General features: G+C 72.6%; 22 protein-coding genes. 9 read left to right on the top strand and 13 right to left on the bottom strand.

Going from position 1 to position 25,285, the window contains the following annotated elements; genetic code table 11:
* Nucleotides 1-323: 323 nt before the first annotated feature.
* The 5 genes from ACWCXC_RS16690 to ACWCXC_RS16670 form a co-directional block, all read right to left on the bottom strand.
* Nucleotides 324-1,388 carry an aspartate-semialdehyde dehydrogenase gene (locus ACWCXC_RS16690; RefSeq protein ID WP_450683086.1) on the bottom strand — a complete coding sequence of 355 codons (1,065 nt, stop codon included), beginning with the start codon at nucleotides 1,386-1,388 and terminating at the stop codon, nucleotides 324-326.
* Nucleotides 1,385-2,656, bottom strand: coding sequence for an aspartate kinase (locus ACWCXC_RS16685; RefSeq protein WP_450683085.1), 1,272 nt, complete (start codon nucleotides 2,654-2,656; stop codon nucleotides 1,385-1,387). The genes ACWCXC_RS16690 and ACWCXC_RS16685 overlap by 4 nt, the downstream gene beginning before the upstream one ends.
* A gap of 203 nt (nucleotides 2,657-2,859) precedes the next feature.
* A complete protein-coding gene (locus ACWCXC_RS16680) occupies nucleotides 2,860-3,519 on the bottom strand; it encodes a DUF5063 domain-containing protein (protein WP_450683084.1) in 660 nt (219 codons plus the stop codon).
* Nucleotides 3,520-3,623: 104 nt separating this feature from the next.
* Nucleotides 3,624-4,223, bottom strand: a complete 600-nt coding sequence (recR, locus tag ACWCXC_RS16675) for a recombination mediator RecR (protein ID WP_450683083.1) — start codon at nucleotides 4,221-4,223, stop codon at nucleotides 3,624-3,626.
* 78 nt (nucleotides 4,224-4,301) lie between these two features.
* Nucleotides 4,302-4,637 carry a YbaB/EbfC family nucleoid-associated protein gene (locus tag ACWCXC_RS16670; protein ID WP_148022075.1) on the bottom strand — a complete coding sequence of 112 codons (336 nt, stop codon included), beginning with the start codon at nucleotides 4,635-4,637 and terminating at the stop codon, nucleotides 4,302-4,304.
* Between the two features lie 380 nt (nucleotides 4,638-5,017).
* Here ACWCXC_RS16670 and ACWCXC_RS16665 point away from each other — a divergent pair, with 380 nt between their 5' ends.
* Entirely contained in the window at nucleotides 5,018-5,821 is an 804-nt protein-coding gene (locus tag ACWCXC_RS16665) for an SLATT domain-containing protein (RefSeq protein ID WP_450683082.1), read from the top strand.
* Nucleotides 5,822-5,909: 88 nt separating this feature from the next.
* Here ACWCXC_RS16665 and ACWCXC_RS16660 read toward each other — a convergent pair whose 3' ends face one another.
* The 3 genes from ACWCXC_RS16660 to ACWCXC_RS16650 all read right to left on the bottom strand — a co-directional run bounded on the left by ACWCXC_RS16660 (nucleotide 5,910) and on the right by ACWCXC_RS16650 (nucleotide 8,868).
* Nucleotides 5,910-6,560, bottom strand: a complete 651-nt coding sequence (locus ACWCXC_RS16660) for a hypothetical protein (protein ID WP_450683081.1) — start codon at nucleotides 6,558-6,560, stop codon at nucleotides 5,910-5,912.
* Nucleotides 6,561-6,669: 109 nt separating this feature from the next.
* Nucleotides 6,670-7,404, bottom strand: coding sequence for a GntR family transcriptional regulator (locus ACWCXC_RS16655; RefSeq protein WP_450889418.1), 735 nt, complete (start codon nucleotides 7,402-7,404; stop codon nucleotides 6,670-6,672).
* Between the two features lie 102 nt (nucleotides 7,405-7,506).
* On the bottom strand, nucleotides 7,507-8,868 hold the full coding sequence (locus ACWCXC_RS16650; protein WP_450683079.1) for an aminotransferase class III-fold pyridoxal phosphate-dependent enzyme: 1,362 nt from the start codon (nucleotides 8,866-8,868) through the stop codon (nucleotides 7,507-7,509).
* A 226-nt stretch (nucleotides 8,869-9,094) separates the two neighbouring features.
* Between ACWCXC_RS16650 and ACWCXC_RS16645 the strand changes: the two genes are divergently transcribed.
* The 3 genes from ACWCXC_RS16645 to ACWCXC_RS16635 all read left to right on the top strand — a co-directional run bounded on the left by ACWCXC_RS16645 (nucleotide 9,095) and on the right by ACWCXC_RS16635 (nucleotide 12,350).
* Nucleotides 9,095-9,688 (top strand): type 1 glutamine amidotransferase family protein, encoded by a 594-nt coding sequence (locus ACWCXC_RS16645; protein ID WP_450683078.1) that lies wholly within the window; start codon nucleotides 9,095-9,097, stop codon nucleotides 9,686-9,688.
* Nucleotides 9,685-10,173, top strand: coding sequence for a MarR family winged helix-turn-helix transcriptional regulator (locus tag ACWCXC_RS16640; RefSeq protein WP_450683077.1), 489 nt, complete (start codon nucleotides 9,685-9,687; stop codon nucleotides 10,171-10,173). The genes ACWCXC_RS16645 and ACWCXC_RS16640 overlap by 4 nt, the downstream gene beginning before the upstream one ends.
* 146 nt (nucleotides 10,174-10,319) lie before the next feature.
* A complete protein-coding gene (locus ACWCXC_RS16635) occupies nucleotides 10,320-12,350 on the top strand; it encodes a protein kinase domain-containing protein (RefSeq protein WP_450889415.1) in 2,031 nt (676 codons plus the stop codon).
* A 56-nt stretch (nucleotides 12,351-12,406) separates the two neighbouring features.
* On the opposite strand, the gene dnaN is transcribed toward ACWCXC_RS16635, so the two are convergent.
* A complete protein-coding gene (gene dnaN, locus ACWCXC_RS16630) occupies nucleotides 12,407-13,534 on the bottom strand; it encodes a DNA polymerase III subunit beta (protein WP_450889413.1) in 1,128 nt (375 codons plus the stop codon).
* 446 nt (nucleotides 13,535-13,980) lie between these two features.
* On the opposite strand from dnaN, the gene ACWCXC_RS16625 reads away from it, so the two are divergent.
* Nucleotides 13,981-15,447 carry a helix-turn-helix domain-containing protein gene (locus ACWCXC_RS16625; protein ID WP_450889620.1) on the top strand — a complete coding sequence of 489 codons (1,467 nt, stop codon included), beginning with the start codon at nucleotides 13,981-13,983 and terminating at the stop codon, nucleotides 15,445-15,447.
* A gap of 180 nt (nucleotides 15,448-15,627) precedes the next feature.
* Here the strand turns inward: ACWCXC_RS16625 and ACWCXC_RS16620 are convergent, their stop codons facing one another.
* Nucleotides 15,628-16,524 carry a glycoside hydrolase family 19 protein gene (locus ACWCXC_RS16620; protein WP_450683073.1) on the bottom strand — a complete coding sequence of 299 codons (897 nt, stop codon included), beginning with the start codon at nucleotides 16,522-16,524 and terminating at the stop codon, nucleotides 15,628-15,630.
* 308 nt (nucleotides 16,525-16,832) lie between these two features.
* Nucleotides 16,833-17,693, bottom strand: a complete 861-nt coding sequence (locus tag ACWCXC_RS16615; protein WP_450889618.1) for a glycoside hydrolase family 19 protein — start codon at nucleotides 17,691-17,693, stop codon at nucleotides 16,833-16,835.
* Between the two features lie 273 nt (nucleotides 17,694-17,966).
* On the opposite strand from ACWCXC_RS16615, the gene ACWCXC_RS16610 reads away from it, so the two are divergent.
* Complete coding sequence (locus ACWCXC_RS16610) at nucleotides 17,967-19,580, top strand: substrate-binding domain-containing protein (protein ID WP_450889411.1); 1,614 nt, start codon at nucleotides 17,967-17,969, stop codon at nucleotides 19,578-19,580.
* On the opposite strand, the gene ACWCXC_RS16605 is transcribed toward ACWCXC_RS16610, so the two are convergent.
* On the bottom strand, nucleotides 19,564-20,847 hold the full coding sequence (locus tag ACWCXC_RS16605; RefSeq protein WP_450889409.1) for an adenylosuccinate synthase: 1,284 nt from the start codon (nucleotides 20,845-20,847) through the stop codon (nucleotides 19,564-19,566). The genes ACWCXC_RS16610 and ACWCXC_RS16605 overlap by 17 nt on opposite strands.
* Before the next feature lie 186 nt (nucleotides 20,848-21,033).
* Here ACWCXC_RS16605 and ACWCXC_RS16600 point away from each other — a divergent pair, with 186 nt between their 5' ends.
* Nucleotides 21,034-21,888 (top strand): diacylglycerol kinase, encoded by an 855-nt coding sequence (locus ACWCXC_RS16600; RefSeq protein WP_450683070.1) that lies wholly within the window; start codon nucleotides 21,034-21,036, stop codon nucleotides 21,886-21,888.
* Between the two features lie 86 nt (nucleotides 21,889-21,974).
* Here the strand turns inward: ACWCXC_RS16600 and ACWCXC_RS16595 are convergent, their stop codons facing one another.
* Complete coding sequence (locus tag ACWCXC_RS16595) at nucleotides 21,975-22,550, bottom strand: GbsR/MarR family transcriptional regulator (protein WP_450683069.1); 576 nt, start codon at nucleotides 22,548-22,550, stop codon at nucleotides 21,975-21,977.
* 113 nt (nucleotides 22,551-22,663) lie between these two features.
* Between ACWCXC_RS16595 and ACWCXC_RS16590 the strand changes: the two genes are divergently transcribed.
* Together ACWCXC_RS16590 and ACWCXC_RS16585 are read left to right on the top strand one after the other, a co-directional pair.
* The gene (locus ACWCXC_RS16590) at nucleotides 22,664-23,578 is read left to right on the top strand and encodes an ABC transporter ATP-binding protein (RefSeq protein WP_450889406.1); all 915 of its coding nucleotides are present in this window, start codon (nucleotides 22,664-22,666) and stop codon (nucleotides 23,576-23,578) included.
* Nucleotides 23,575-25,203, top strand: coding sequence for an ABC transporter permease (locus ACWCXC_RS16585; RefSeq protein ID WP_450889404.1), 1,629 nt, complete (start codon nucleotides 23,575-23,577; stop codon nucleotides 25,201-25,203). Before ACWCXC_RS16590 ends, ACWCXC_RS16585 begins: the two co-directional genes overlap by 4 nt.
* The last annotated feature ends 82 nt before the right edge of the window (nucleotides 25,204-25,285 follow it).

The raw sequence follows: 25,285 nt of genomic DNA, 5'->3' as shown, positions 1-25,285 counted from the left end.
CCGCGGCGCCGCGCAGGGGGCCCACCACTGTGATATCGAGAACCTCTGCCACGCCAGTTGGACACGTTTCCCCCCGTCAGGGTTGTACGCATACGGCACCGCGTTTGACACCCTGCGACATGCCTTCATACGAACCCGTTCTTCCGCAAATACCCCGAACATGCGCCCCGCCGCGCAAGAGTGACCGCTTAGACGCCTGTCGCCCGACCCGTGGTTGCAACAGACCGAAAGGTCATCGTCGGCCACCGCAATGCCCCAGCTCAAGAGGTTCAGACCAGCAACTTGCTCACAGGGTGTTCACAGAGCGTACAAAACAGGTTCGATCAGGACCGGGGAAATTCGGCGGCGACCGCTTCGGCGATCTGGGCGACGTTGAGCGCCGCTCCCTTGCGGAGGTTGTCGCCGCAGACGAACAGCTCCAGGGCCCGGGGATCGTCCTTCGAGCGGCGGACCCGGCCGACCCACGTCGGGTCCGTGCCGACCACGTCGGAGGGGGTGGGGAAGTCCCCCGCGGCCGGGGAGTCGTACAGCACGACGCCGGGCGCGGTGGCCAGGATCTCGTGAGCCCGGTCGACCTCGACCTCGTTCTCGAAGCGGGCGTGCACCGACATCGAGTGCGTGGCGATCACGGGGACGTACACACAGGTCGCCGAGACGCGCAGCTCCGGCAGGCCCAGGATCTTGCGGCACTCGTCGCGGATCGCCACTTCCTCCGAGGACCAGCCGTCCCCGGCGTCCGCTCCGGCCCACGGGACGACGTTGAGGGCGACGGGGGCGGCGAAGGGGCCGCCGTCGCCCTCGCCCACGACCCGGCGGACGTCGCCGGGCTTGGTGCCGAGTTCGGTGCCGGCCACCATCGAGAGCTGTTCGCGCAGCGCGGCGACGCCGTCGCGCCCGGCCCCGCTCACGGCCTGGTACGAGGAGACGACCAGCTCGCGCAGCCCGAACTCGGCGTGCAGCGCGCCGACCGCGACGATCAGCGACAGCGTGGTGCCGTTGGGGTTGGCGACGATGCCGCGCGGCCGCATCCGTACGGCATGGGGGTTGATCTCGGGGACGACAAGCGGGACGTCGTCCGCGATGCGGAAGGCGGCGGAGTCGTCGATCACGACGGCGCCCTTGGACGTGGCGACGGGGGCCCAGCGCGCGGACACCTCGTCGGGCACCAGGAACAGCGCCACGTCGATGCCGTCGAAGACGTCCTCGGTGAGTTCGAGGACCTCGGACTCCTCGCCGCGGACGACCAGCTTGCGGCCGGCCGAACGCGGCGAGGCGACGAGTCTCACCTCGCCCCAGACATCCGCGTGCTGCGAGAGGATCTGGAGCATGACGCCACCGATCGCCCCGGTCGCACCGACGACCGCGAGCGAAGGGCGGCGTGCGGTCATCGGCCGGTGCCCCCGTACACGACGGCCTCGTCCGAGTCGCTGTCGAGCCCGAAGGCGGTGTGCACGGCGCGCACGGCCTCGTTGACGTCGTCGGCGCGGGTGACGACCGAGATGCGGATCTCGGACGTCGAGATCAGCTCGATGTTCACACCGACGTCGGACAGCGCCTCGAAGAAGCCCGCGGTGACCCCCGGGTTGGTCTTCATACCGGCGCCGACCAGGGAGATCTTCGCGATCTGGTCGTCGTAGCGCAGCGACTCGAAGCCGATGCCCGTCCGGTTGCGCTCCAGGGCGTCGATGGCCTTGCGGCCCTCCGACTTGGGCAGCGTGAACGTGATGTCGGTCAGTCCGGTCGCCGCGGCGGACACGTTCTGCACGACCATGTCCATGTTGATCTCGGCGTCCGCGATGGCGCGGAAGATCGCCGCCGCCTCGCCCGGCTTGTCGGGCACGCCGACGACCGTGACCTTGGCCTCGGAGACGTCATGGGCGACTCCGGAGATGATCGCGTGCTCCACCTTCTGGTCCCCTTGCGGCTCGTTGCTGACCCAGGTCCCGCGCAGCCCCGAGAAGGACGAACGGACGTGGATCGGGATGTTGTAACGGCGTGCGTACTCGACGCACCGGTGCAGCAGCACCTTGGAACCGGACGCGGCCAGCTCCAGCATGTCCTCGAAGGAGATCCAGTCGATCTTCTTCGCCTTCTTCACGACCCGGGGGTCCGCGGTGAAGACGCCGTCGACGTCGGTGTAGATCTCACAGACCTCGGCGTCCAGCGCGGCGGCCAGCGCGACGGCGGTGGTGTCCGACCCGCCGCGGCCGAGGGTGGTGATGTTCTTGCCCTCCTGGCTGACGCCCTGGAACCCGGCGACGATGGCGATGTTGCCCTCGTCGATCGAGGTCCGGATACGGCCCGGCGTGACATCGATGATGCGCGCTTTGTTGTGGACCGAGTCGGTGATGACACCCGCCTGGCTGCCCGTGAACGACTGGGCCTCGTGGCCCAGGTTCTTGATCGCCATGGCCAGCAGGGCCATGGAGATCCGCTCTCCGGCGGTCAGCAGCATGTCGAACTCACGCCCGGCAGGCATCGGGGATACCTGCTCGGCGAGATCGATCAGCTCGTCCGTCGTGTCGCCCATCGCCGACACCACGACAACCACCTGGTTGCCGTTCTTCTTGGCGTCGACTACTCGCTTGGCGACCCGCTTGATGCCCTCGGCATCGGCTACGGAGGAGCCTCCGTACTTCTGCACGACAAGGCCCACGTGCGCTCCTCGCTCAATCCATTGATCGCGGTCGGCTCAGTCTAACGAGCAGCCCGGAAACGCCCTCCTGATACCACATGCTGAGATGTCCCGCTCAGAACGTGATCACCGGCGTGTCGCCCCGGACTGCTCGTACGAGCCTGCTGCCCGCCCACCGCCGGACCACTCCCCGGTGTGGCCCAGCCCACAGGAAGAGCTCCGGATCACTGCACCGGCCGCAGCCCCAGCGGACCCGCGATCTCCTCCGCCATGACGCGGCCGGCCTCCTCGGCCAGGGTGTCGTCGCCGGCGTCCTGGTCGGTGTCGAGGCCGTCGAGTTCCTGGAGGGGCTGGTTGAGACGGATGTGGGCGATGAGGGACTGGAGGGCGCGCAGGGCGGCGGAGGCGGTGGAGCCCCAGTTGGAGAAGTAGGAGAACTGCCACCACCAGAGGGCCTCGGTGACGCGGTCCTCCTCGTAGTGGGCCAGGCCGTGGCGCAGGTCGGTGACCAGGTCGGCCAGGTCGTCGGAGATCCGGGCGGCCACCGGGGCCTTGCGGGGCTCGTACGGGTCGAAGACCTCGGAGTAGACGTCGATCGGCTCCAGCAGGACGGCGAAGCGCTCGCGCAGGCCGTCCGCGTCCGGCTCGGCGCCCAGATCGGGCTCGTAGCGCTCGTCGGGAAGGATGTCCTCGTACGCCCCCAGCCGGCCGCCGGCCAGCAGGAGCTGCGAGATCTGGAGGAGCAGGACCGGGACGGCCTCCTCGGGCTCCTCGACCTTGGACACCTCCGTGACCGCGACGATGAACGTCTTGATCTGGTCGGCGATCTGGACCGCGAAGTCGTCAGGGTCCTGGGTGACGGTGTTCAGCGTGGCGTCAGACATCGAGGAGACCTCCCGTGGGCACGGTCGCGGACGGTGGGGAGCAGTTAACGACGGCGACCGTAAAACCGCGGTGAGGCCACCGGGCGACGGTGCGGCGACGGGGGTCAGACATCGAGCAGACGCCTCCCCTCGAAGGCGCGGCCGAGGGTGACCTCGTCCGCGTACTCCAGATCGCCGCCGACCGGAAGACCGCTGGCCAGCCGGGTGACGCGCAGCCCCATCGGCTTGACCATCCGCGCCAGGTACGTCGCGGTGGCCTCGCCCTCCAGATTGGGGTCCGTCGCCAGGATCAGTTCGGTGATGGAGCCGTCCGCGAGACGGGCCAGCAGCTCGCGGATGCGCAGATCGTCCGGGCCGACGCCCTCGATCGGGCTGATCGCCCCGCCCAGGACGTGGTAGCGCCCCCGGAACTCACGGGTCCGCTCGATCGCCACGACATCCTTGGGCTCCTCGACCACACAGATGACCGTGCGGTCGCGGCGCGGATCGCGGCAGACGGCGCACTCCTCCTGCTGGGCCACGTTGCCGCAGACCGCGCAGAAGCGGACCTTGTCCTTGACCTCCAGCAGCGCCTGGGCCAGCCGGCGCACATCGGTCGGCTCGGCCTGCAGGACGTGGAAGGCGATCCGCTGCGCGCTCTTGGGACCGACGCCGGGCAGCCTGCCCAGCTCGTCGATGAGGTCCTGAACCACGCCTTCGTACAACGGATCGCCTTTCGTGCCGGCTCGGCCGGGTCGTGGTACGTACCGTAGGGGGTACGCACGGTCTTGGGTACGGCTCGGTCAGAAGGGGAGACCGGGCATGCCGCCCAGGCCCTGGGTCAGCGGGCCCAGCTTCTGCTGCTGGAGCTGCTGGGCGTTCTCGTTCGCCGCCTGGACCGCCGCGACGACCAGGTCGGCCAGCGTCTCGGTGTCCTCCGGATCGACCGCCTTCGGGTCGATCACCAGGCCGCGCAGCTCACCGGAGCCGTTGACCGTCGCCTTCACCAGGCCGCCGCCCGCCTGGCCGTCCACCTCGGTCCTGGCCAGCTCCTCCTGAGCCTGGGCGAGGTCCTGCTGCATCTTCTGGGCCTGCTGCAGCAGCTGCTGCATATTGGGCTGACCGCCACCGGGAATCACGGGTCACTCCAGGCATTTCGACGACAAATGTTTCGGTACGCCGAGCCTACGTGGTCCCCGCGCGGCGCGCCCCACCCACTGGCGAGCAACTCTTTCGAGTGAGTTCGGGTGGGCGGTGGCGGGACTCCTATACCTGACCAGAGGCCCGGTGCACCCGGGAATACCGCGATTTCGACCCCATGGCCCACCATTCGGCGGTAGGAAGGGCATGCGTCCCGGTACGCGCATCCGCATCCTCCGTCACGCAAGGTTACGTGCGGGGGACTGCCCGTGGCGCCGGGACCGGTGAGCAGCGAGTGCGCAGAAAGCAGAGACCCGCCCGTCGTCGAGTACGCCGCCGAGAACACGCGTCGTGATCCAGCATGCAGAGGAGTACCCCGGTGAGTCAGCCGGAGATGCAGCCCGAAGGGCCGCCCCGCAACGAATCCGGTGTGCCGGGTCCTGCCGCGCCCTCCGCGACGGGCTCCGGCGAACGCGGCCGGAAAGCGGCGCGGCCGCGCGGGGGGGACCTCACCGCGACGGCGTTTCCGGCCGGTGACTGGGACGATCCCGCGCAGCGGCTCGACGAGCTGTACCGCTGGATCGAGGCCGACGCGCTGCGCACCGCTGACTGGTATCTGGGCGACCGGCTGTGGAAGCGGCGGGGGGCCAGGGCGCTTCGGCTGGGCACCGCGGCGGGGGCGGTCGCCGGTGCCGCGCTGCCGCTGCTGGATCTGACCGGGGCGCTGCACGGGGCGGCCGGCTGGGGGTATCTGTCGCTGCTGCTGGGCGCCGCGTGCATGGCGTGCGACCGCTACTTCGGGCTGACCTCGGGCTGGATGAGGAGTCTCGCCACCGCCCAGGCCGTGCAGCGCCGACTCCAGGTGCTGCACTTCGACTGGGCGTCGGAGTGCGTGCGCGAGGTGCTGGGGCCGGCCGAGGGGACGGCGAGCGAGGCGACCGAGCGGTGCCTCGGGGTGCTGCGGCGGTTCTCGGAGGACGTGACGGAGCTGGTGCGGTCGGAGACCGCGGACTGGATGGTGGAGTTCCGGGCGGGTCCGGCGCCGATGGGGATGCAGGCGCTGGTGTCCGGGGGGCCGGGCGGCGGCCGGGCGGAGCCGGGGGCGCAGCCGGGCCGCTTCCCGTTGCAGTCGATGGGCCGGCCGAACATGCCCCGGCAGCGGCCGCCGGAGTCCCCGAGGTGAGAGGCGCCCTCGCCCGATGCCTCGTCCCGGAAACGGCCTCCGCGTCGGCGCGGGGCCGCCCGGTGCGGGACGCGGGCGGCCCCCGGCCTCAGCTGAAGATGATCATCGAGCCCTGGGCCAGGCTGCGGGTGACCGCCGCGTGGAGGCCGAGCCAGACATGGCGTTCACGGGCGAACGGATGGTCGTCGTAGGGGAACGGCACCGCGGGCTCCTCCAGCGAGGTGGGCGCGGCGGGCGGCAGCGGCGCGGCCGGCGGGTTGCCCGGGTCGATGCCGATCGCCGGGGCGACGAACTCCAGCTCGCGCAGCAGCCCGTACGAGGAGCCGAGCGGCCCGCCGCCCTCCAGCAGGGCGTCGGTGGTCAGCGGTGCGGTGAAGTCCAGGGGGACGTACGCCCCCGCGTGGTCGTAGTGCCACACCAGGTGGGACTGCTGCGCGGTGGGCTCGAACATCTCCAGCAGCTGTTCGTAGTCCCCGCCCAGTTCGTCGACGGGGGTCACGGCCAGGCCGCTGAGCGCGAGGAGATAGGCGCGGCGCAGGAAGTGCAGGGCGTCGTAGTCGAAGCCGGCGACCGGGGCGACGTCACCGGTCAGTCCGGGCATGTAGGCGTAGACGGGGACGGGCGGCAGCCCCGCGTCCCCCAGCGCCTTGTCGTAGACGGCTATCTCTTCGGCGAACGGGTTGTCGGGGCTGTGGCACAGCACGTCGACGAGGGGGACCAGCCACAGGTCACAGGCCACGAAGTCTCGCTCTCATACGGGGATGCGCGGGGTGGCGCGCTGGTCGGGACAGCGTAATGCGGCCGGGACGTCGCGGACAGGGCTCCTCCGGCCGCCCCGGGGACGGGCCTCAGGGGGTGTCCGTGACCCCCCGGTACGGGCCGGGGGGCGGCGGGTCACCGGCCGCGAGGCGGTCGGCCCAGGTCAGCGCGTGGTTGTTGTAGTCGTCGACGGCGGCGCGCAGGGCGGCCCGGTCGCGCAGCGAGATCGCGGCGACGAGGTCGGGGTGCCCGCGCCAGAGCCAGTCCCGCACGTCCGCGTCACCGCGCAGGTACGGCACGGCGAAGACCCAGGCCTGGACGCGCAGCCGGTGGAGGAAGCCGGTGATGTACGGGTTGCCGACGAGGGCGCCGAGTTCGCGCCAGAAGCGCAGGTCGTAGCCGATGAGGATGTCCAGATCGCCGCCGCGCGCGGCGCGGGCGGCCTCCTCGGCCCGGCGGCGCACGGAGACGAGGGCCTCGCGGTGGGCGGCCTGCCGGGCGGAGGGGGCGGGCGGCCCCTCGAAGACGTCGCGGATGACCCCGTCCATGACCAGGGTGCGGGCCTCCACCATGGCCCGGTAGTCCGCGACGCTGAACTGGTGGACGCGGAATCCCCGGTGCTGGTCGGATTCGAGGAGCCCCTGCGCGGAGAGGTCGAACAGCGCCTCGCGGACGGGCGTCGCGGAGACCCCGTACTGCTCGGCGATCATCTTGACGGTGAACTCCCGGCCGGGCTGCAGACGCCCCGCGAGCACCTCGTCACGCAGCGCGTCCGCGATCTGCTGTCGCAGCGTACTGCGGGTGACAGCTCCGCGCGCGGGCATGGCGCCCCTCCCCTGATCGGCCTCGGGTCACCTTAGACGAGGCCGTGGGGAGGGGCGCGGAAGCGGCGGGGCGGGCGGGGGCGGGTCACCGCCCGCCGGCGGTCACACCGTGTGCCGGTCGGCCACGGTCAGCGCGGCGTCGAGCGCGGCCAGGCCCTCCTTGGCCTCCTGCTCGGAGATGGTGCAGGCGGGCACGGCGTGGGTGCGGTTCATGTTGATGAAGGGCCAGAGCCCGTTCTTCTTGGCCTCGGCGCCGAAGGCGGCCATCGGCGCGTTGGCCTCGCCGGTCGCGTTGTACGGGACGAGCGGCTCGCGCGTCTCCTTGTTGCGGACCAGATCCAGTGCCCAGAAGGCACCGAGGCCGCGGACCTCGCCGACGGAGGGGTGGATCTCGGCGAGTTCGCGCAGGCCGGGGCCGAGGACGGTCTCGCCGATGCGGGCGGCGTTCTCGACGACCTTCTCGTCCTCCATCACCTTGATGGTGGCGACGGCGGCGGCGCAGGCCAGCGGGTGACCGGAGTAGGTGAGTCCGCCCGGGTAGGGGCGGGTATCGAAGGTGGCGGCGATCTCGGCGGAGATGGCGACGCCGCCGAGCGGCACATAGCCGGAGTTGACGCCCTTGGCGAAGGTCATCAGGTCGGGCACGACGTCGAAGTGGTCGGCGGCGAACCACCTGCCGGTCCGGCCGAATCCGGCCATGACCTCGTCCAGGACGAAGACGATCCCGTACCGGTCGCAGATCTCCCGGACGCCGGCCAGATAGCCGGGCGGCGGCGTCATGATGCCGGCCGTGCCCGGGATGGTCTCCAGGATGATCGCGGCGATCGTCGAGGGGCCCTCGAACGCAAGGGTGTCCTCCAGGTGCTGGAGCGCGCGGGCGCACTCCTCGGCCTCGGTCTGCGCGTAGAACGGGGACCGGTAGAGGAACGGGGCCCAGAACCGGACGACCCCGGCGGAACCGTTGTCCGAGGGCCAGCGGCGCGGGTCGCCGGTCAGGTTGATCGCGGTGGAGGTGGCGCCGTGGTACGAGCGGTAGGCGGAGAGCACCTTCGTGCGGCCGGTGTGCAGCCGGGCCATCCGGACGGCGTTCTCGACGGCCTCGGCGCCGCCGTTGGTGAAGAAGATCTTGTCGAGGTCACCGGGGGTGCGCTCGGCGATGAGGCGGGCGGCCTCGGAGCGCGGCTCGATGGCGAACGCGGGCGCGAAGGTCGTCATCTTCGCCGCCTGCTCCTGGATCGCGGCGACGACGACGGGGTGCTGGTAGCCGATGTTGGTGTAGACGAGACCGCTGGTGAAGTCGAGGTAGCGGTTGCCGTCGTAGTCCCAGAAGTACGCCCCCTCGGCGCCGGCGACGGCGAGCGGGTCGATCAGGCCCTGGGCGGACCAGGAGTGGAACACGTGCGCGCGGTCGGTGGCCTTGACGGCCGCGCCGGCGGCGGAGTCGACAGGGGGATGAGGGGTCATGCCCCGAGCGTAGGCGGCGCCCCGCACCGGCCGGTATGGCCACCTTGTATGGCGTGGGCCGCCTGGTTCGGCAGGGTGTCGCGTCATCGCGTCCCCGCGTCACGGCACCGCGCCGCGTGCCGTGAGGACGTCCGGCGGACAGCCCCGCCCCGGCTCCGGAATTAGTTGACAGGACGCTGTCGTATTGACAGCATGTTGTCATAAGCGTTCGTCCGAGGAGGCCGTCATGACCCGCGGAACCGTTCATCTGGCCGTGTACGACACCTTCGCCGACTGGGAGACCGGGTACGCCACCGCCCATCTCGCCCGCAACGGCTTCACCGTCCGCTCGGTCGGCCCCACCACCGGGCCGGTCACCAGCATGGGCGGGTTGGTCGTCCTACCCGATCTGGCGCTCGACGCGCTGCGCCCCGGGGACAGCGCGCTGCTGATCCTGCCGGGGGCCGATCTCTGGGACACGGGTGACGCGCTCGCCCCCTTCGCCCGCGCCGCGCGCGGCTTCCTGGACGCGGAGGTGCCCGTCGCCGCGATCTGCGGGGCCACGGCGGGGCTGGCCCGCGAGGGACTGCTCGACGCACGGCCGCACACGAGCGCGGCCGACGTCTATCTGGCGGCCACGGGATACGCCGGCGGCGCCCACTACACCGAGGCCGACGCGCTCACCGACGGCGGCCTGATCACCGCGGGCCCGACCGAACCGGTCGCGTTCGCCCGGGAGATCCTCGCGCTGCTCGGGGTGTACGACGAGAAGCGGCTCGACGCCTGGTACCGGCTCTTCCACGACTCGGACCCGAGCGCCTACCCGGTGCTCCAGGGATGAGCCACGAGGACCGGGACCGGCTGAGCGCCACCGCTCTGACCGTCTTCCGGCTGAACGGCCAGTTCCTGTCCGTGGCCGAGGAGTTGGCCCGGCCGGCCGGGTTGACCGCCACCTGGTGGCAGGTGCTCGGCGCGGTGCTCCCCGAACCGCTGCCGGTCGCCGGGATCGCCCGCGCGATGGGCATCACCCGGCAGAGCGTGCAGCGCGTGGCCGATCTGCTGGTGGACAAGGGCCTCGCGGAGTACGTCCCCAACCCGGCCCACCGCCGCGCGAAACTGCTCCGCCCCACCGGGGAGGGGAGGGCGGCGGTGTCCCGGATCCGTCCGGGGCACGGGGCGTTCGCGGAGCGGCTGGCGCGCGAGCTGGGCGAGGAGGAGTTCGACCGGACGGTCCGGGTCCTCCAGCGGCTGTCCCGCGCCCTGGACGCCGTGGGCCCGCCGGACCCGCCCGGGGTGCCGGACGGACCCGGTACGCCGGGGGCGTGAGCGGGGCGCACACCGCGCCGCGCATGGGCCTCTCCCCGTGAACTCCGGGTGGCCGGACCGGTCCCGGGCGGACGCGGCGGGCCGCGAGTGCGCCGCTATTCTCGACCCCGTCCGGCGTGTCGTCGTACGGGGGGAGACCACACACCATGGAGAAGCTCGGGTCCGCCGATCCTCAACGCATCGGCGGTTACCGGCTGCTGGGGAGACTCGGCGCGGGCGGCATGGGGCAGGTCTACCTCGCCCGTTCGGACCGGGGCCGGGTCGTGGCGCTGAAGCTGGTGCGCGAGGAACTGGCCGAGAAGCAGGAGTTCCGCGAGCGGTTCCGCCAGGAGGTGGGGGCGGCCCGCCGGGTCGGGTCGGCCTGGACGGCTCCCGTTCTGGACGCGGACACCGAGGCCGCCGTCCCGTGGGTGGCCACCGGATACATCGCCGGCCCCTCCCTCCAGACCACCGTCTCGGGGCGCACGCTCCTGTCGGCCGGCCCCGCCCCCGGGGCGTACGGCCCGCTGCCCGACCGCTCCGTGCACATCCTGGGCACCGGCCTCGCACACGCGCTCCGGGCCATCCACGCGGCCGGGCTCATCCACCGGGACCTCAAACCGTCCAACATCCTGCTGACGATCGACGGCCCACGCGTCATCGACTTCGGGATAGCCCGGGCGCTGGACACCGTCACGGACGGCGGCCTCACCCGGACCGGCGCCCTGGTCGGCTCCCCCGGCTTCATGGCCCCGGAGCAGGTGCGGGGCGAGCGGGTGACCACCGCGTGCGACGTGTTCTGCCTGGGATCGGTGCTGGCCTACGCGTCCACCGGGCGGCTCCCGTTCGGCACGGCGGCCACCGGGGTGCCCGCCCAGCTCTTCCGGATCGCCCAGGAGGAGCCCGACCTCACCGGCGTCCCGGTGGACCTCGTGGAACTCGTCCGCGACTGCCTCCACAAGGACCCTCCGGCCCGCCCGACGACCGACGAGATCCTGGAGCGGCTGGACGGGGGCGACGGCGCCGAGCCCTGGCTGCCCGCCGCGCTCATCGCCCAACTGGGCCGCCAGGCCGTGGGTCTGCTGGACACGGAGGACCCGCAGGACACGGACCCCGAGTCCGGCCCGTCGACCGCCGTCCTCCGCGTCACGGCCCCCGCCGACCCGCCACCGCCTCCGGTCCCGGACACCCCGCACCCCTCCCCGGACCCCTCGGCCTCCGTCGCCCCGCAGGACACCGCACCGACCACGCCCGTCCCCCCGGCCGCCCGCGCCGGGGCCGCCTACCCGCCATCGCCCTACGCCGGAGCGGCTGCCCCGGGCACACCGCTACCGGGCGGCACACCGCCGGGCAGCACTCCACCAGGGAACACGGCCCCGGGCACACCCGCCTTCGGTGATCCGCACGCGGCACCGGCCACGCCGGCGTACGGCTATCCGCAACGGGCCCCCGGCACGCCCGCGTACGGCTATCCGCACCAGTCCCCCGCCCAGCCCGGTTACGGTCCGCAGCCGGCGCAGCAGCACCAGGGCTACGCGTACGCCTATCCGCAGCAGCCGGGCTTCGGCACCGCGCCTCCCCACGGCCCGGGCGACGGCCGCCCGGAGAGGGGCGAGCGCCGGAGCACCGGATCGACGGTGGCCCTGATCGTGATCGCGGTGCTGGTCGCGGTGGGGGCGGGGGGTTCGGTGTACGCGCTGATGAACGACAGGGGCGCGAAGCCCGAGGCGTCCCCCAGCCGCTCGGCCGGCCCCGCCCCCACAGACGAGACCGCCGGATCCCCTTCCCCCTCCCCGGGTGACGACGGCGACGACGCCAAGGGCGGGGCCCCGGACGCGGGCGACGTCCCGGACGGCTACCTCGGCACCTGGACGGCGGGGCTGGACAACGCCTCCGGCCACTCCACCCGCACCCTGGTCATCGGTCAGGGCGCGGTCGGCGAGACCGTCCTCACCCTGACCGCCGAAGGGCCGCTGGACACCGGCGGCACCTACCACTGCGTGTTCAGCGCCGGTCTGGCGGCGCGGCCCTCCGCGGGCTCGCCGGTCAGCATCGGCCCGTCCACGGTGACGGAGGGCGAGCCGATGACCTCCTGCACGCCGGGCGGCGCCACCACGCTCACGCTCCTCCCCGACGGGAGCCTGAGCCGGGTGAACACGGACACCGGCGACCGGCTCACGTACACGAAGTCGGGCTGACCCGGTCCCGGACCGGGCAGGCCGGCGCGGACCGCTCGGCGGACCGTCGCCTCCCGCTACACCAGCGCCTTCAGGGACATCAACAGATGGCGGTGGGCCGGCTCCCGCGTCGGGTGCAGCGCCTCCTCCCGGTCCGCGTGGCCGGAGACCAGGGCGCGCTGGCCGGGGCCCATCATCCGGAACCGGACGACCGGATCGTCGAAGGAGGACAGGGCGTCCATCAGATACGAGGGCTTGAAGGCGATGGTCAGGGCGTCCGGGCTTCTGAGGACGGCCGGCAGCCGCTGCGAGGCCACGTCGTCCTCGTATCCCGCCCGCAGCAGCACCGACCCCTCCTCGAAGGCGAGTTGGAGGGGGCTGTCGCCCTCGGCCACGACGGCGACCCGCCTCACGGCCTCGACCAGCGGCTCCCGCTCGGTCACCGCCTCGACCGGGTCGGCGAGGGCGAACAGCTTGTCGTGGCGCGGGAGTCTGCCGTCCACGAGGCGGACCGTGGTGCGCATCCCGTCCCGCTCGAAACCGGCCGAGCCCGTGTCGAGGGCCAGGCTGACCGGGCCCGCGCCGTCGAAGGAACGGGCGATCTCGGAGAGCCGGCGCGCGGAGACGACGACATCGGCCGACGCCTCCCCGGACGCGGGCTTCCACCCCAGCGTGCGCACCGCGAAGCGGTAGCGGTCCGTGGCCGCGAGCGTCATCCGGTCGCCGTCGAGCCCGAGCCGTATCCCGGTGAGGACGGGCAGCGCCTCGTCCCGGCCGGCTGCCACCGCAACATCGGCGACCGCCGCCGCGAACTCCCGTCCGTCCACCGCCCCCAGCACCTCCGGCAGCGGGGGCAGCGTGGGGCGGTCGTCGAGCGGCAGCACCGACAGGCCGAAGCGCGCTCCGCTGCCCGTGACCGTGAACCGCGAGTCCTCGGTGCCGCACTCCACCGCGCCTTCGGGCAGCACCCGGCACACGTCCAGGAGCCGCCGCCCCAGGACCAGGACCCGGCCGGGCCGGAGCGTCTCGGCGGCGATCTCGATGCGGGCGGACGCCTCGTAGTCCAGTCCGGAGACGGCGAGCCGGCCGTCCGCCGCCTCCAGCAGCAGTCCGCCCAGGACGGGCACCGGGGACCTGGTGGGCAGCACCCGGGCCGCCCAGGCCACGGCGTCCGCCAACGCGCCGCGCTCGATACGGAATTCCATGGTGACGCCCTCTCCTCGGCCGCGCGCCGGCCCGCTCGCGGTCGCGCGGGACGGGCCGGTCCTGACCCTTCCGACGGTAGAGGGCACCACTGACAACGCCGGCGCGCCAAAGGCCCGCCGGCGTCACCGGCACCGCGGGGCGTCCCCGCGAACGGACACCGCCGCCGGGACAGGACACCGGCGGCAGTGGATGAAGGGCGGTTGCGGCCGACCGCAGCGGCCACCCCCGTGAGCCGATGCCGCCGTCCCCGTTCCTCTCCCCCGAAAGGCCCGCAACCGCGTTCGGACTCTAAGTCGCGGGGGCAGACGAACGGAAGATTCGGTTCGCACGGTGAGGCCGGCCAGAGGTATCAGTCCGCACAACGGAACCGGTACTCTGCACTCCGGTTTCTGGCGGGAACGGGGGAAGCGTGCAGACGCGCAGGCGGGCGGAGGACGTCATTCGGATGCACGGCCTGGCCAGATCGGGCGGCACCCGGGAACTGCTGCGCTGGCTCTCGGGGCGGGCGGACGGCTGGGCCGGGCTGCTCGACGGCGACGGCACCGTCCTGCACGGCGTCGCCCGCGTCCCGGACGCCGCGACCGCCCGGGCACCCGCCCTGGCCTCCGAGGGGGCCCGGGAACTGACCGGACTCGGCGCCCGGTCGTTCTCCTTCGACCGCGAGGCGCACACCGCGCTGCTGTTCTCGCTGGACGCGCCGCCCGGCGTCGCGCCGCCGGTCCTCGCCGTGATCGCCCGCCGCCCCACCGCCGCCGGGCTCGCCACCCTGCTCGCGGACGCCGCCCTCCCGCTGGCGATGTGCTGGTCGGCCGAGGCCGTCGAGCGCAAGCGCCGGCGCGTGGACCTCGCGGAGTCGCGGGGCCGGGAGGCCGTGCTGCATCTGCTCATGACCGGGCAGTTGTCGATCGCCCACCAGGTGGCGGGTGCCCTGAAGCCCGGACTGCCGGACCCGGTCCGGGTCTGCGTCGTCGAATGCCCGGGGAGCAGCCGCGACGAGGTGGCGCGGATCTGCGCGGACCTGTCCGGTGGGCGGTCCTGGATCGTGCGGTGCCCGGTGTACGCGCGCCATCTCATCCTCATCACCCCGGTGGGCCCCGGACCGGAGCGGGACCGCCTCGGCCAGGAGGTCGCCTCGGCCGTGGCCGACTGCCACGTCGGGATCAGCGAGGACGCCCCGCTGGCCGACACCCCGACCGCGTACCGGCAGGCGTTCCACGCCCTCGCCGTCGCCCGCGGACTGCCCGGCCGCAACGCCCGCTTCGGCACCGCCCCGGCACCGGCCCTGGTGACCGGCGCCAAGGGAGCGGCCTGGGCCGACGCCGTACTCGCCCCGCTGCTCACGCATCTGCCCCGGCGCGCCCAGGACCCGGGCGCCCAGGAACTCGCGGCGACGCTCACCTCGTGGCTCGCGTTCTCCTCGCACGCCACGGACCATCTGAAGATCCACCGCAACACCCTGGCCGCCCGGCTGCGGCTGATCGGCGAACTGCTGGGCCACGACCTCCAGCGGCTGGCCGACCAGGCGGCCCTGGACCTCGCCCTGAGCATCCGCGCCACGCCCAGCCTGCCCCGCCAACGGGTCCCCGGGGCCGGGGTGGAGCCGGCGCCCTCCCTCGACGAGGTGCTGGGGCAGCCCGCCGTCCGCTCCTGGGCCGTGCAGCAGGTGCGCCCGCTGGGCGGTGCGGAACCGGGCGGGGGCGGTTCGGACCCGTACACGACCCTGCGCACCTGGCTGGACCGCGAGGCGCAGCTCGGACCGGCGGCCGAGGCGCTGGGGATCTCCGTGCCGGGGGTGCGCAAGCGGCTGACCCGGCTGGAGAGCGTGCTCCAGCGCTCGCTGCTGCGGACGCCGAGTGCCCGGTACGACCTGTGGCTGGCCTTCCGGGCCCTGGACGCCGCGGAGCACGGCTGAGCGCGTCCGCGTACGGCGTGAGGGGCGCGCCCGCCCGGTGGGGGGCGGGGGGCCCCCCGGCCGAGGGGGGGGCGCCCGGTGAGCACCACCGGGTGGCAACCCGCGGGGGGGCCCCGGGGCGGGGGAACCACGGGGGGCGGGGGAGACGGCGCGCCCCTCGTCATCGGGGTGTCCGCCGGTTCAGCAGCTCAGGTTCGAACCGGGCGTGGTGCCCAGGATCTGGGTGAACGACTGGTAGCGGTCGATCCGGCTCTGGACCTGGGCGGGGTTGCCGCCGTTGCACTCCAGGGAGCCGTTGATGGAGCGGATGGTCTCGCCGAAGCCGGCGCCGTTCACCATGGCGTTGTGGGCCGTCATGGTGCCGGGACCGTTCTGGGTGTTCCAGTACCAGAGGCCGGTCTTCCAGGCCACGGCCGCGTCCTGCTCGACGAGGTAGGGGTTGGCGAGCAGGTTGATGCCGAGCGCGTCGCCGGCCGCCTTGTAGTTGAAGTTCCAGCTGAGCTGGATCGGTCCGCGGCCGTAGTACGCGGCCTGGCCCGCCGGACAGCCGTAGGACTGGCTGGTGTCGCAGTAGTGCGGGTAGTTGGCCGTGTTCTGCTCGACCACGTACACCAGCCCGCCGGTCTCGTGGCTGACGTTGGCGAGGAAGGCCGCGGCCTCCTGCTTCTTCACCGTGTCGCTGCCGGTGTTGGCGAAGCCCGGGTAGGCACCGAGGGCCGCCGTGAGTCCGCTGTACGTATAGAAGGAGCTGCGGTTCGGGAACATCTGGTTGAACTGCGCCTCGCTGACGACGAAGCCGTTGGAGGAGCCGGGGCCGCCAGGGTCCGTGCCGCCGCCGCTGCCGCAGCTGCCCTTGTCGGCCCAGACGTCGGCGTTGCCGGGTGTCTCGTTCTGGGTCCACCACTTGGCGGTCCAGTTGTGCCCGTTGTACGAGGCGGAGCCACCGCCGGTGTAGACGGCGGAGGAGCTCCAGGGGGACGCGCACTCGGCCGCGGAGGCGGTGGTGGCGGGAAGGATGACGACCGTCGCGACGACCGCGCCGAGCGCGGCGATCAGGCCCATGACACGTTTGATCATGTGAGCACTCCTTCGGCGCGGCGCACCGCTCTCGTCGGCGCGCCGCCATGGGGGGATGCCGCCACTCAAGCGGGAATGGTCTGAACCTGTCAAGGTCTAGACCATCGTCGAAAATTCTTACGACAGCGGTCTCGACGCCTCCCGTTCACCACCGTCCACGTGCGCATCACGCTCCCCAACAGCGCTTATTCCGGAGCCAGTCCATCCGGTTCGGCCGGCCGCACGGAGAAGGGCCCGGAGAAAATTCCTCCGGGCCCGTCCAGCATGCGGAACGCCGTCCCACGGCGCCCGCGTTTGCCGTCGCCCCGTCAGCAGGTCAGCCCGGAACCGGGGTTCACCCCGAGGACACCGGTGATCCGCTCGTACGTGGCGACGCGCGCCTTCACCGAGGCGGGATTGCCGCCGTTGCACTCCAGGGCGCCGTTGAGCGAGCGGATCGTCTCACCGAAGCCCGCGCCGCCGACCATGGCCTCGTGCGAGGTCATGGTGCCGGGGCCGTTCTGGGTGTTCCAGTACCAAAGAGCGGTCTGCCAGGCGACCGAGGGATCGCGCTCCACCATCCACGGATCGTTCAGCAGGTCCAGCCCCAGCGCGTCGCCGGCCGCCTTGTAGTTGAAGTTCCAGCTGAACATGATCGGCCCGCGCCCGTAGTACGCCTTCTGGCCGGCCGGGCAGCCGAAGGGCCGGCTGTAGTCGCACTTGATCCAGTAGTTCGCCTCGTTGATCTCCTTCACGTACCGCAGACCGACCGACTCGAAGTCGGCGTGCGTCAGGAACGCCGCCGCCTCCCGGGCCCTGGTCGTCTCCGTCCCCGTGTTCGCGAACCGGGGATAGGCGTGCAGGGCGTCGATCAGCCCCTGGTACGTGTAGAAGGGGGCACGGTCCGGGAAGATCGCGTCGAACTCGTCCTCGCTGATGACGAAGTCCGAGACGCCGCCCGTACAGGCGCCCTCGTCCTTCCAGACCGAGGTGGCGCCCGGGTTCTCGTTCTGCGTCCACCACGCGGCCGTCCAGTTGCGGCCGTGGTGCGACACGGTCCCGCCCGCGCCGTACGCGGTGGACGAGCTCCACAGGGGCGCGCAGGACACCTCGGCCGCGGGGGCGGGCGCGGCCTGGGCCGCACCGGGGAGGAAGGCCGCCGTCGCGACGACGGCGCTCAGTACGGTCAGAACGCTCTTGATGCGGTTCAGCGCTGCTCACTCCTTCGGCAGGGCACCCGAACAGGCTCCGGCATGCCGTCGGGCACCCGGACACCCAACCGTGATTGGTCTGGACCTGTCAAGGTCTGGACCAAGTGCCGTACGCGGCCCACCGTCCCGGCCCCGCCGAACAACGGGCGAACAACGGGCGACGGGTCCCCGTACGGTCCTCCGGACGCACCCCGGGCGCCCTACGGTGACGCGCACGCGCACAGCTGTCCGGCAGCCGAGGGGGAACGGGCCGTGGAGTGGTTGACCGCCGAGAACGTCGTGGCCGTCCTCACCGCCGTGCTGGGCGTCCTCGCCTCGATCGGCGTCCTCTGGTACGAGCGCCGCGTCCCGCGCCGCAAACGCGTCGGCTACCGCGTGCAGATGGACACCCCGATCGGCGGCGGCGTGGAACAGGGCCGGGCCAACGTCCGGCTCGGGCTCTTCGACGAGACCCCGGACATGGCCGACGCCACGCTGGTCCTGCTCCGCATAGAGAACGACGGTTCGCAGTCGATCGCCCGCGGCGACTACACCGGGCCCGACGAGCAGTCGCACGGGCTGGTCGTCGAGTTCACCGGCCGCCGGGTGCGCGGGATCGCCGTCACGCACTCCCCGGGCGCCGACCATCTGATGGACCACTTCACCCCGTCCGCCGGGCTGCGGGAGAGCGGTTCGCTGATCCGGCTGCCGCGCGTCCCGCTCAACCGGGGCGAGCACTTCAAGCTCCTGGTTCTGCTGACGGGTGCGCGGGTCGGCAGCCCCGTCCGCATCACCGGCGGCATCCGGGACGGCGAGGTGCGGCCCAACTCGGCCGCCCGCCCGGACGAGAAACCGCCGCTGTTCGGACGCGCCGCCCGGTTCATCACCGTGGCGCTCACCGTCTGCGTCATGACCCTGTCCACGATCATCCTCGTCCGCGACGACACCCCGCCCCCGATCGGCTGCGCGCGCGGCGAACTGACCGTGACCGGCTCCACCGCCTTCGAACCGGTCCTGCGCGAACTGGCGCGGAAGTACGGCGCGGCCTGCGAGGGCGCCACCGTCACCGTGGACGCGCACGGCAGCACCGCCGGGATACGGGAGCTGGCCGAACGCGGCGCACGGGCCGGCCGCTCGGGTTCGCCCGCCCTGGTGGCGCTCTCCGACGGCCCGAAGCCCAGCGGCTTCCCGCAGCTGCGCGAGAGCCGCGTCGCCGTCTCCCTCTTCCGCGTGGTCGTCAACGACAAGGTCCCGCTGAAGAACCTGGGCCTGGACACCGTCCGCGCGCTCTACCGGGGCGACATCCGCAACTGGAGCGCGCTCGGCGGCCCCGACCTGCCGGTGCTCCTGGTCAGCCGGGACGCCAACTCCGGCACCCGCGAGGTCTTCCAGCGCCGCGTCCTCGGCCGCAACGAGCCCGCCCAGTCCTCCCGCGACTGCACCACGAAGGACGACCGGCAGGCCCCCGTGATCCGCTGCGAACTGGACTCCACCGACCAGGTCCTCGCCGAGGTCGGACGGCTCGACGGCGCGATCGGCTACAGCGAACTGCGGGCCGGGACCACGCTCTCCGGGGCCCATATGGTGGCCCTCGACGGCGCGGTCCCCTCCGTGGACACGCTCGCGACCAGCCGCTACCCGTACCGGGAGATCGAGTACGCGTACACCTACGGCCACCCGCCCGCCGACTCCCTGGCCTCCGGCTTCCTCGCCTACCTCAGCCGGGGCAGCGGCCAGGACGTCATCCGCACCCACGGCCATCTCCCGTGCGCGACGCCCGAGGGGATGCGGATCTGCGCGTCGCGCCGGGTCCGGACGCGCCGGAGGGCCGGAGCGCGCCGCGCTCCGGCCCTCCGGCCCGCCCTTCCGCCTACAGGAAGGAGTTGATCTCGATCGTCTCGGTGCGGCCGGGGCCGACGCCGATCGCGGAGATCGGGGCGCCGGACATCTCCTCCAGCGCCTTCACGTACGCCTGGGCGTTCTTCGGCAGGTCACCGAAGGTCTTGGCCTTGGTGATGTCCTCCGACCAGCCCGGCAGCATCTCGTAGACCGGCTTCGCGTGGTGGAAGTCGGTCTGGCTGTACGGCAGCTCCTCGACGCGCCTGCCGTCGATCTCGTACGCCACGCACACCGGGATCTGCTCCCAGCCGGTCAGCACGTCCAGCTTGGTGAGGAAGAAGTCGGTGAGGCCGTTGACCCGGGTCGCGTACCGCGCGATGACCGCGTCGAACCAGCCGCAGCGACGGTCGCGGCCGGTGGTGACACCGCGCTCCCCGCCGATCCGGCGCAGCGCCTCGCCGTCCTCGTCCAGCAGCTCCGTCGGGAACGGACCCGCGCCGACCCGCGTCGTGTAGGCCTTGAGGATGCCGATGACGCGGCTGATCTTCGTCGGGCCCACGCCGGCCCCGGTGCAGGCGCCGCCCGCGGTCGGGTTCGACGAGGTGACGAAGGGGTACGTGCCGTGGTCGACGTCGAGCAGCGTGCCCTGGCCGCCCTCGAAGAGGACGACCTTGCCCTCGTCGATGGCGTTGTTCAGGATCAGCGTCGTGTCGGCGACGTAGGGCTTGATCTGCTCCGCGTACTGGAGCATGTCCTCGACGACCTTGCCGGGCTCGATCGCGCGTCGGTTGAAGACCTTGGCCAGAAGCTGGTTCTTCTGTTCCAGGGCCGCCTCGACCTTCTGCTCCAGGATCGACTCGTCGTAGAGGTCCTGGACGCGGATGCCGACCCGGTTGATCTTGTCCGCGTACGTCGGGCCGATGCCGCGCCCGGTCGTACCGATCTTGCGCTTGCCGAGGAACCGTTCCGTCACCTTGTCGACGGTGACGTTGTACGGAGTGATCAAATGAGCATTGCCGCTGATCAGCAGCTTGGACGTGTCCACGCCACGCTCGTTCAGCCCACTCAGCTCGGAGAGCAGGACCGCCGGGTCGACGACGACACCGTTACCGATGACCGGGGTGCACCCCGGCGAAAGGATTCCGGAGGGGAGGAGATGCAGTGCGTACTTCTGGTCACCGACGACAACGGTGTGTCCGGCGTTGTTGCCCCCTTGGTAGCGCACCACATAGTCCACGGACCCACCGAGGAGGTCGGTGGCCTTTCCCTTGCCCTCGTCACCCCACTGAGCACCGAGCAGCACAAGTGCGGGCACAGGCGTACACCCCTTCCGGGCGGGGCATGTCCAAGGTCAGGGGGCGTACGTAAACGCCGTACATGCCGTACGACGCTGTACGACACGGCCTGAACCGTCGAACCGGGTGCCCCGGAATAGACGAAGCCCCTGGCGCAATAGCGCAAGGGGCTCTTGCACCAAGATGCTACCCGAGGAAGGACCGAGGTGTCGGCTGCCCAGCCCCCCGGCAACGGTGCGCCCCATCTGCTGGTGGTGATCGACCCGGACGCCCGCCGGACCGACGGCGAGTCCGTGCGGATCGCGAAAGACGTGCTGAACGCCGGTGCGCACGCCAAGATCTGCCTTCCGGACGGTCCGGCGGAGTTCGACCGGGCGCTGTCCCGGCGGGGCTCCCGCAGGCCCGTGGTGATCGGTGACGACCGGGCCCTGCGCCGCGCCGTCGCCTTGCTCCATCGGGAGCGAGAACCGGCCATGAGCGCCCTCTCGCTGGTCCCGGTCGGCACGGCCGCCCGGCTGGAGCTGGCGCACGCGCTGGGCGTGCCCGCCGGCGCGGTGGCGGCGGCGCGCACGGCGCTCGACGGGGTGGTGCGCCGACTGGACCTGCTGGTCGACGACAGCGACGGCGTGGTCCTGGGCGCACTGCGCATCCCGGCGCCGGGCGACGCTCCCGGGGCCCGACACGACCGTTCGGGTGTCACGGCCGTCTGGAACACCTGCCGCTCCCTGGTCCGCACGCTCGTCCGCCCCGCCCCGGCCGCCCCCGCCGCCGGGCCCGGCACCCACCGGCTGCGCGTCGAGGCGGACGGGGTGGTGCTGACGGACCTGGGCCGCCCCGTGGAGTCGGTGACGGTCACCTCCGGCACGGACGGGGGCGTCGCCGAGGTGACCATCCATCCGCCGGACGGCGGCCCCCTCACCACGGAGGCCAAGGCCGTCACGGTCTCGGGCGCGGACTTCCGCTACCGGGCGGACATACAGGTCGGGGGTCCGGTGCGGACCCGGACGTGGACGGTGCGGGCGGGCGCCTGGGGACTGATGCTGCCGGTGTCGGGCGGCTGACCGGGGGTGTCCGGGGCCGGGCGACTGGCCGGGGGTGTCCCGGGCCGGGCCGCTGTCGGCGGAGACCGGCCGGGGGTTCCCGTCCCCTAACCGGCGGTTTCGGGGGCGTCCCCGCGCGGCGTCGCCGCCTCCGGCAGGCCGAGGGTCTTGCGGTGCTCCTCCCACCGGCCCATCAGGGCTCCCAGCTCGTTCTGGAGGAACTCGAAGAAGGCCGCCGTCTCCGCGATGCGGGCGCCCGCGGGGGTGTCCTCGCCCAGCGTGCGGGCACCCTCGCGCAGGGTCTGCTCCCAGCGGGTCAGCACCCGGTCCCGGCTGGCGAAGGTCGTGTACCAGATCTCGTTGTGCAGCCGGTAGCGGTCGCGGCGCGAACCGGGCTCGCGCTCCCGGCCGACCATGCTGACCTGCGTGAGGTAGCTGATCGCGCCGGACACGGCGGCCGGGCTGATCCGCAGGGCCAGGGCCAGCTCCGCCGACGTCATCGACGCGTCGTCGTCGGCGAGCAGCGCGGCGAAGACACGGGACGCCATCCGCTGCATCCCCGCCTCGGTCATCTCGGACGCGAACCGCTCCACGAACCGCGAGACGGCCTCCGCGTCCCGCTCCCCGCCGCCCCGGACGGCGTCCGGCGCCTCGCGTACGTCCTCTGCGGATTCGCTGCTCATCGGTTCCTCGTCCTCTCCGCGGCCCAGGCCCCTGTCCTGGCCCGGGTCACTCCTTCGAGTTTATACGCTTCCTTAACTTCACAACTTTGTGAATGTAGCGTACGTTCAGAAGCATGACGAAGGCGATCACCGTGGCCGGGCTGCACAAGTCGTTCGGCCGGACGCATGCGCTGGACGGGCTCGACCTGACCGTCGAGTCCGGTGAGGTGCACGGCTTCCTCGGACCGAACGGATCGGGGAAGTCCACCACCATCAGAGTCCTGCTGGGCCTGCTGCGCGCCGACTCCGGCGCGGCCCGGCTGCTCGGCCGCGATCCCTGGCGCGACGCGGTGGAGCTGCACCGCAGGGTGGCCTACGTGCCGGGGGACGTCACGCTGTGGCGGAATCTCTCGGGCGGCGAGGTGATCGATCTCTACGGCCGGCTGCGCGGCGGGCTCGACCCGGCCCGGCGCGCGGACCTCGTCGAGCGCTTCGAGCTCGATCCGACGAAGAAGGGCCGGACGTACTCGAAGGGGAACCGGCAGAAGGTGGCCCTGGTCGCTGCCTTCGCCTCCGATGTGGACCTGCTGATCCTGGACGAGCCGACCAGCGGCCTCGATCCGCTGATGGAGGAGGTCTTCCAGAGCTGTGTGGCCGAGGAGCGCGACCGGGGACGGACCGTGCTGCTCTCCAGCCACATCCTCAGCGAGGTCGAATCGCTCTGCGACCGGGTCTCCATCATCCGCCGGGGCCGGACGGTGGAGACCGGCACCCTGGCCGGACTGCGCCATCTGACGCGGACGAACATCACGGCCGAGCTGGCCGAGGAGCCGGACGGACTGTCCCGGCTGCCGGGGGTGCACGATCTCGACGTCCGGGGCCGGCGGGTCTCCCTCCAGGTCGACACCGAACAGCTGGACGCCGTGCTCAAGTCGCTCTCCGCCGCCGGGGTCCGCTCCCTGACCAGCACACCGCCCACACTGGAGGAGCTGTTCCTGCGGCACTACACGGCGGAGGCCGGACAGGACGCGGAGGTGGGCGCGCGATGACCGCCGTGACCATGGCCGCCGCCACCGGCGAGCGGCGCCGTCCCGGGGCGGGCCGGCTCGCCGGGACCGGGACGCTGCTCCGGCTCGCCCTGCGGCGCGACCGGATCGTTCTGCCCGTCTGGGTGCTCGTGCTCGGCGGCTCCTTCTCCTCCGTCGGGCGGTCGATCTCCGCGCTGTACGGGACGCCCGCCGAGCGCGCCGAGCTGGCCGCGTCGATGAACGGCAACAGCTCCGTGCGCGCGCTGTACGGGCCGGTGTTCGGCGACTCCGTGGGCGGGCTGGTCAGCTGGCGCATGCTCGCCTTCGGCGCCGCGCTGGCCGGGGTGATGAGCCTGGTCGTCGTCGTGCGCCACACCCGCGAGGAGGAGGAGACGGGCCGTCAGGAGATGCTCTCCTCCGCCATGGTGGGCCGGCGCGCCCCGCTCACCGCCGCCCTGCTCGCCGCCCTGATCGCCAACGGGGCGCTGGCCCTGGTGATCGTCGCCGGGATGGCCGGCTCGGGTGCGGGCGGTGCCGGGGCGGTGGCCCTCGCCTCGGCCGTCGCCGGGGTCGGGATGCTGTTCGCCTGCACCGCGGCGATCGCCGCGCAGTTCACCGAGAGCGCCCGGCTGGCGAAGGGGCTGACGGCGGCGGTCGTGGGCGCCGCGTTCGTCCTGAAGGCGGCGGGCGACTCCGCGACGGACGACGGCTCGTCTGTCCTCACCCGGCTCTCCCCCCTCGGCTGGGCGGAGAACGTCCGGCCGTACGCGGACGAGCGGTGGTGGGTGCTCCTCGTGATCGCCGGGGCGGTCGCCGTCCAGGGGACCGTGGCGTACGCGCTGGCCGGGCGCCGCGATGTCGGCATGAGCTTCCTGCCGTCCCGCCCGGGACCGGCCCGGGGCCGGCTCGTCTCCGCCTCCGGTCTCGCCCTGCGCCTCCAGCGCGGCGCGCTCGGGGGATGGACGCTGTCGTTCGCCGTCGTCGGATGCGTCTTCGGCGGGCTGACCGGCGGGGTCGGTGATCTCGTCGGGGACAACGAGAAGACCCGGGAGATCTTCGAGCGCATGGGCGGCCAGTCCGGCCTCACCGACGCGTTCCTCGCCTCGATGGTCTCCGTCCTGGGCACGGTGGCCGCGCTCTATGTCGTCTCCTCCGTGCTGCGGCTCTCCGCCGAGGAGACCGCGGGGCGCGCGGAGCCGGTGCTCGCCGGGGCGGTGAGCCGCGTCGGCTGGGCCGGGGGCCATCTCCTCATCGCCTTCGGCGGAGCCGCCCTGATCATGGCGGCCGGCGGCCTCGGACTGGCGGCGGGCTACGGCCACGAGATACCGGCGGTGCTCGGCGCCGCCCTGGTGCAACTGCCCGCCGTCTGGCTGCTCGGCGGTGTGACGGTCCTGCTGTACGGGGCGCTGCCCCGGCTGGCCGCCGCCGGTTGGGGGCTGGTGGGGATATGCCTGGCGCTGGGCTGGATCGGCCCCGCGCTGGACCTGCCGCAGACGGTGATGGACCTGTCTCCGTACACGCATCTGCCGAAGCTGCCGGGGGCGGCGGGCATGGCCTGGGGTCCTGTGGTGCTCCTGACCGTGATCGCGGCGGCCCTGGTGGCGTCCGGGCTGGCGGCACTGCGCCGGCGCGACCTGCTGACCTGAGAGGCGCGGGGCCCGCGCCGCCGGACACCGGTCCGGCGGCGGAGGTCCGGCGGCGCGGGCTCGGCGGTGGGGCCCGGCAGTG

Source organism: Streptomyces sp. NPDC001515 (genome assembly GCF_053597115.1).
The sequence above is the reverse complement of the archived record's forward strand: the minus strand, read 5'-3'. Positions and strand labels throughout refer to the sequence as shown.

Excerpts from the sequence above, each read along its gene's own strand:
- ACWCXC_RS16690 (WP_450683086.1), bottom strand. The coding sequence starts at position 1,388 with ATGACCGCACGCCGCCCTTCGCTCGCGGTCGTCGGTGCGACCGGGGCG.
- ACWCXC_RS16680 (WP_450683084.1), bottom strand. The coding sequence starts at position 3,519 with ATGTCTGACGCCACGCTGAACACCGTCACCCAGGACCCTGACGACTTC.
- ACWCXC_RS16655 (WP_450889418.1), bottom strand. The coding sequence starts at position 7,404 with ATGCCCGCGCGCGGAGCTGTCACCCGCAGTACGCTGCGACAGCAGATC.
- ACWCXC_RS16650 (WP_450683079.1), bottom strand. The coding sequence starts at position 8,868 with ATGACCCCTCATCCCCCTGTCGACTCCGCCGCCGGCGCGGCCGTCAAG.
- ACWCXC_RS16645 (WP_450683078.1), top strand. The coding sequence starts at position 9,095 with ATGACCCGCGGAACCGTTCATCTGGCCGTGTACGACACCTTCGCCGAC.
- ACWCXC_RS16640 (WP_450683077.1), top strand. The coding sequence starts at position 9,685 with ATGAGCCACGAGGACCGGGACCGGCTGAGCGCCACCGCTCTGACCGTC.
- ACWCXC_RS16635 (WP_450889415.1), top strand. The coding sequence starts at position 10,320 with ATGGAGAAGCTCGGGTCCGCCGATCCTCAACGCATCGGCGGTTACCGG.
- dnaN (WP_450889413.1), bottom strand. The coding sequence starts at position 13,534 with ATGGAATTCCGTATCGAGCGCGGCGCGTTGGCGGACGCCGTGGCCTGG.
- ACWCXC_RS16625 (WP_450889620.1), top strand. The coding sequence starts at position 13,981 with ATGCACGGCCTGGCCAGATCGGGCGGCACCCGGGAACTGCTGCGCTGG.
- ACWCXC_RS16620 (WP_450683073.1), bottom strand. The coding sequence starts at position 16,524 with ATGATCAAACGTGTCATGGGCCTGATCGCCGCGCTCGGCGCGGTCGTC.
- ACWCXC_RS16595 (WP_450683069.1), bottom strand. The coding sequence starts at position 22,550 with ATGAGCAGCGAATCCGCAGAGGACGTACGCGAGGCGCCGGACGCCGTC.
- ACWCXC_RS16590 (WP_450889406.1), top strand. The coding sequence starts at position 22,664 with ATGACGAAGGCGATCACCGTGGCCGGGCTGCACAAGTCGTTCGGCCGG.
- ACWCXC_RS16585 (WP_450889404.1), top strand. The coding sequence starts at position 23,575 with ATGACCGCCGTGACCATGGCCGCCGCCACCGGCGAGCGGCGCCGTCCC.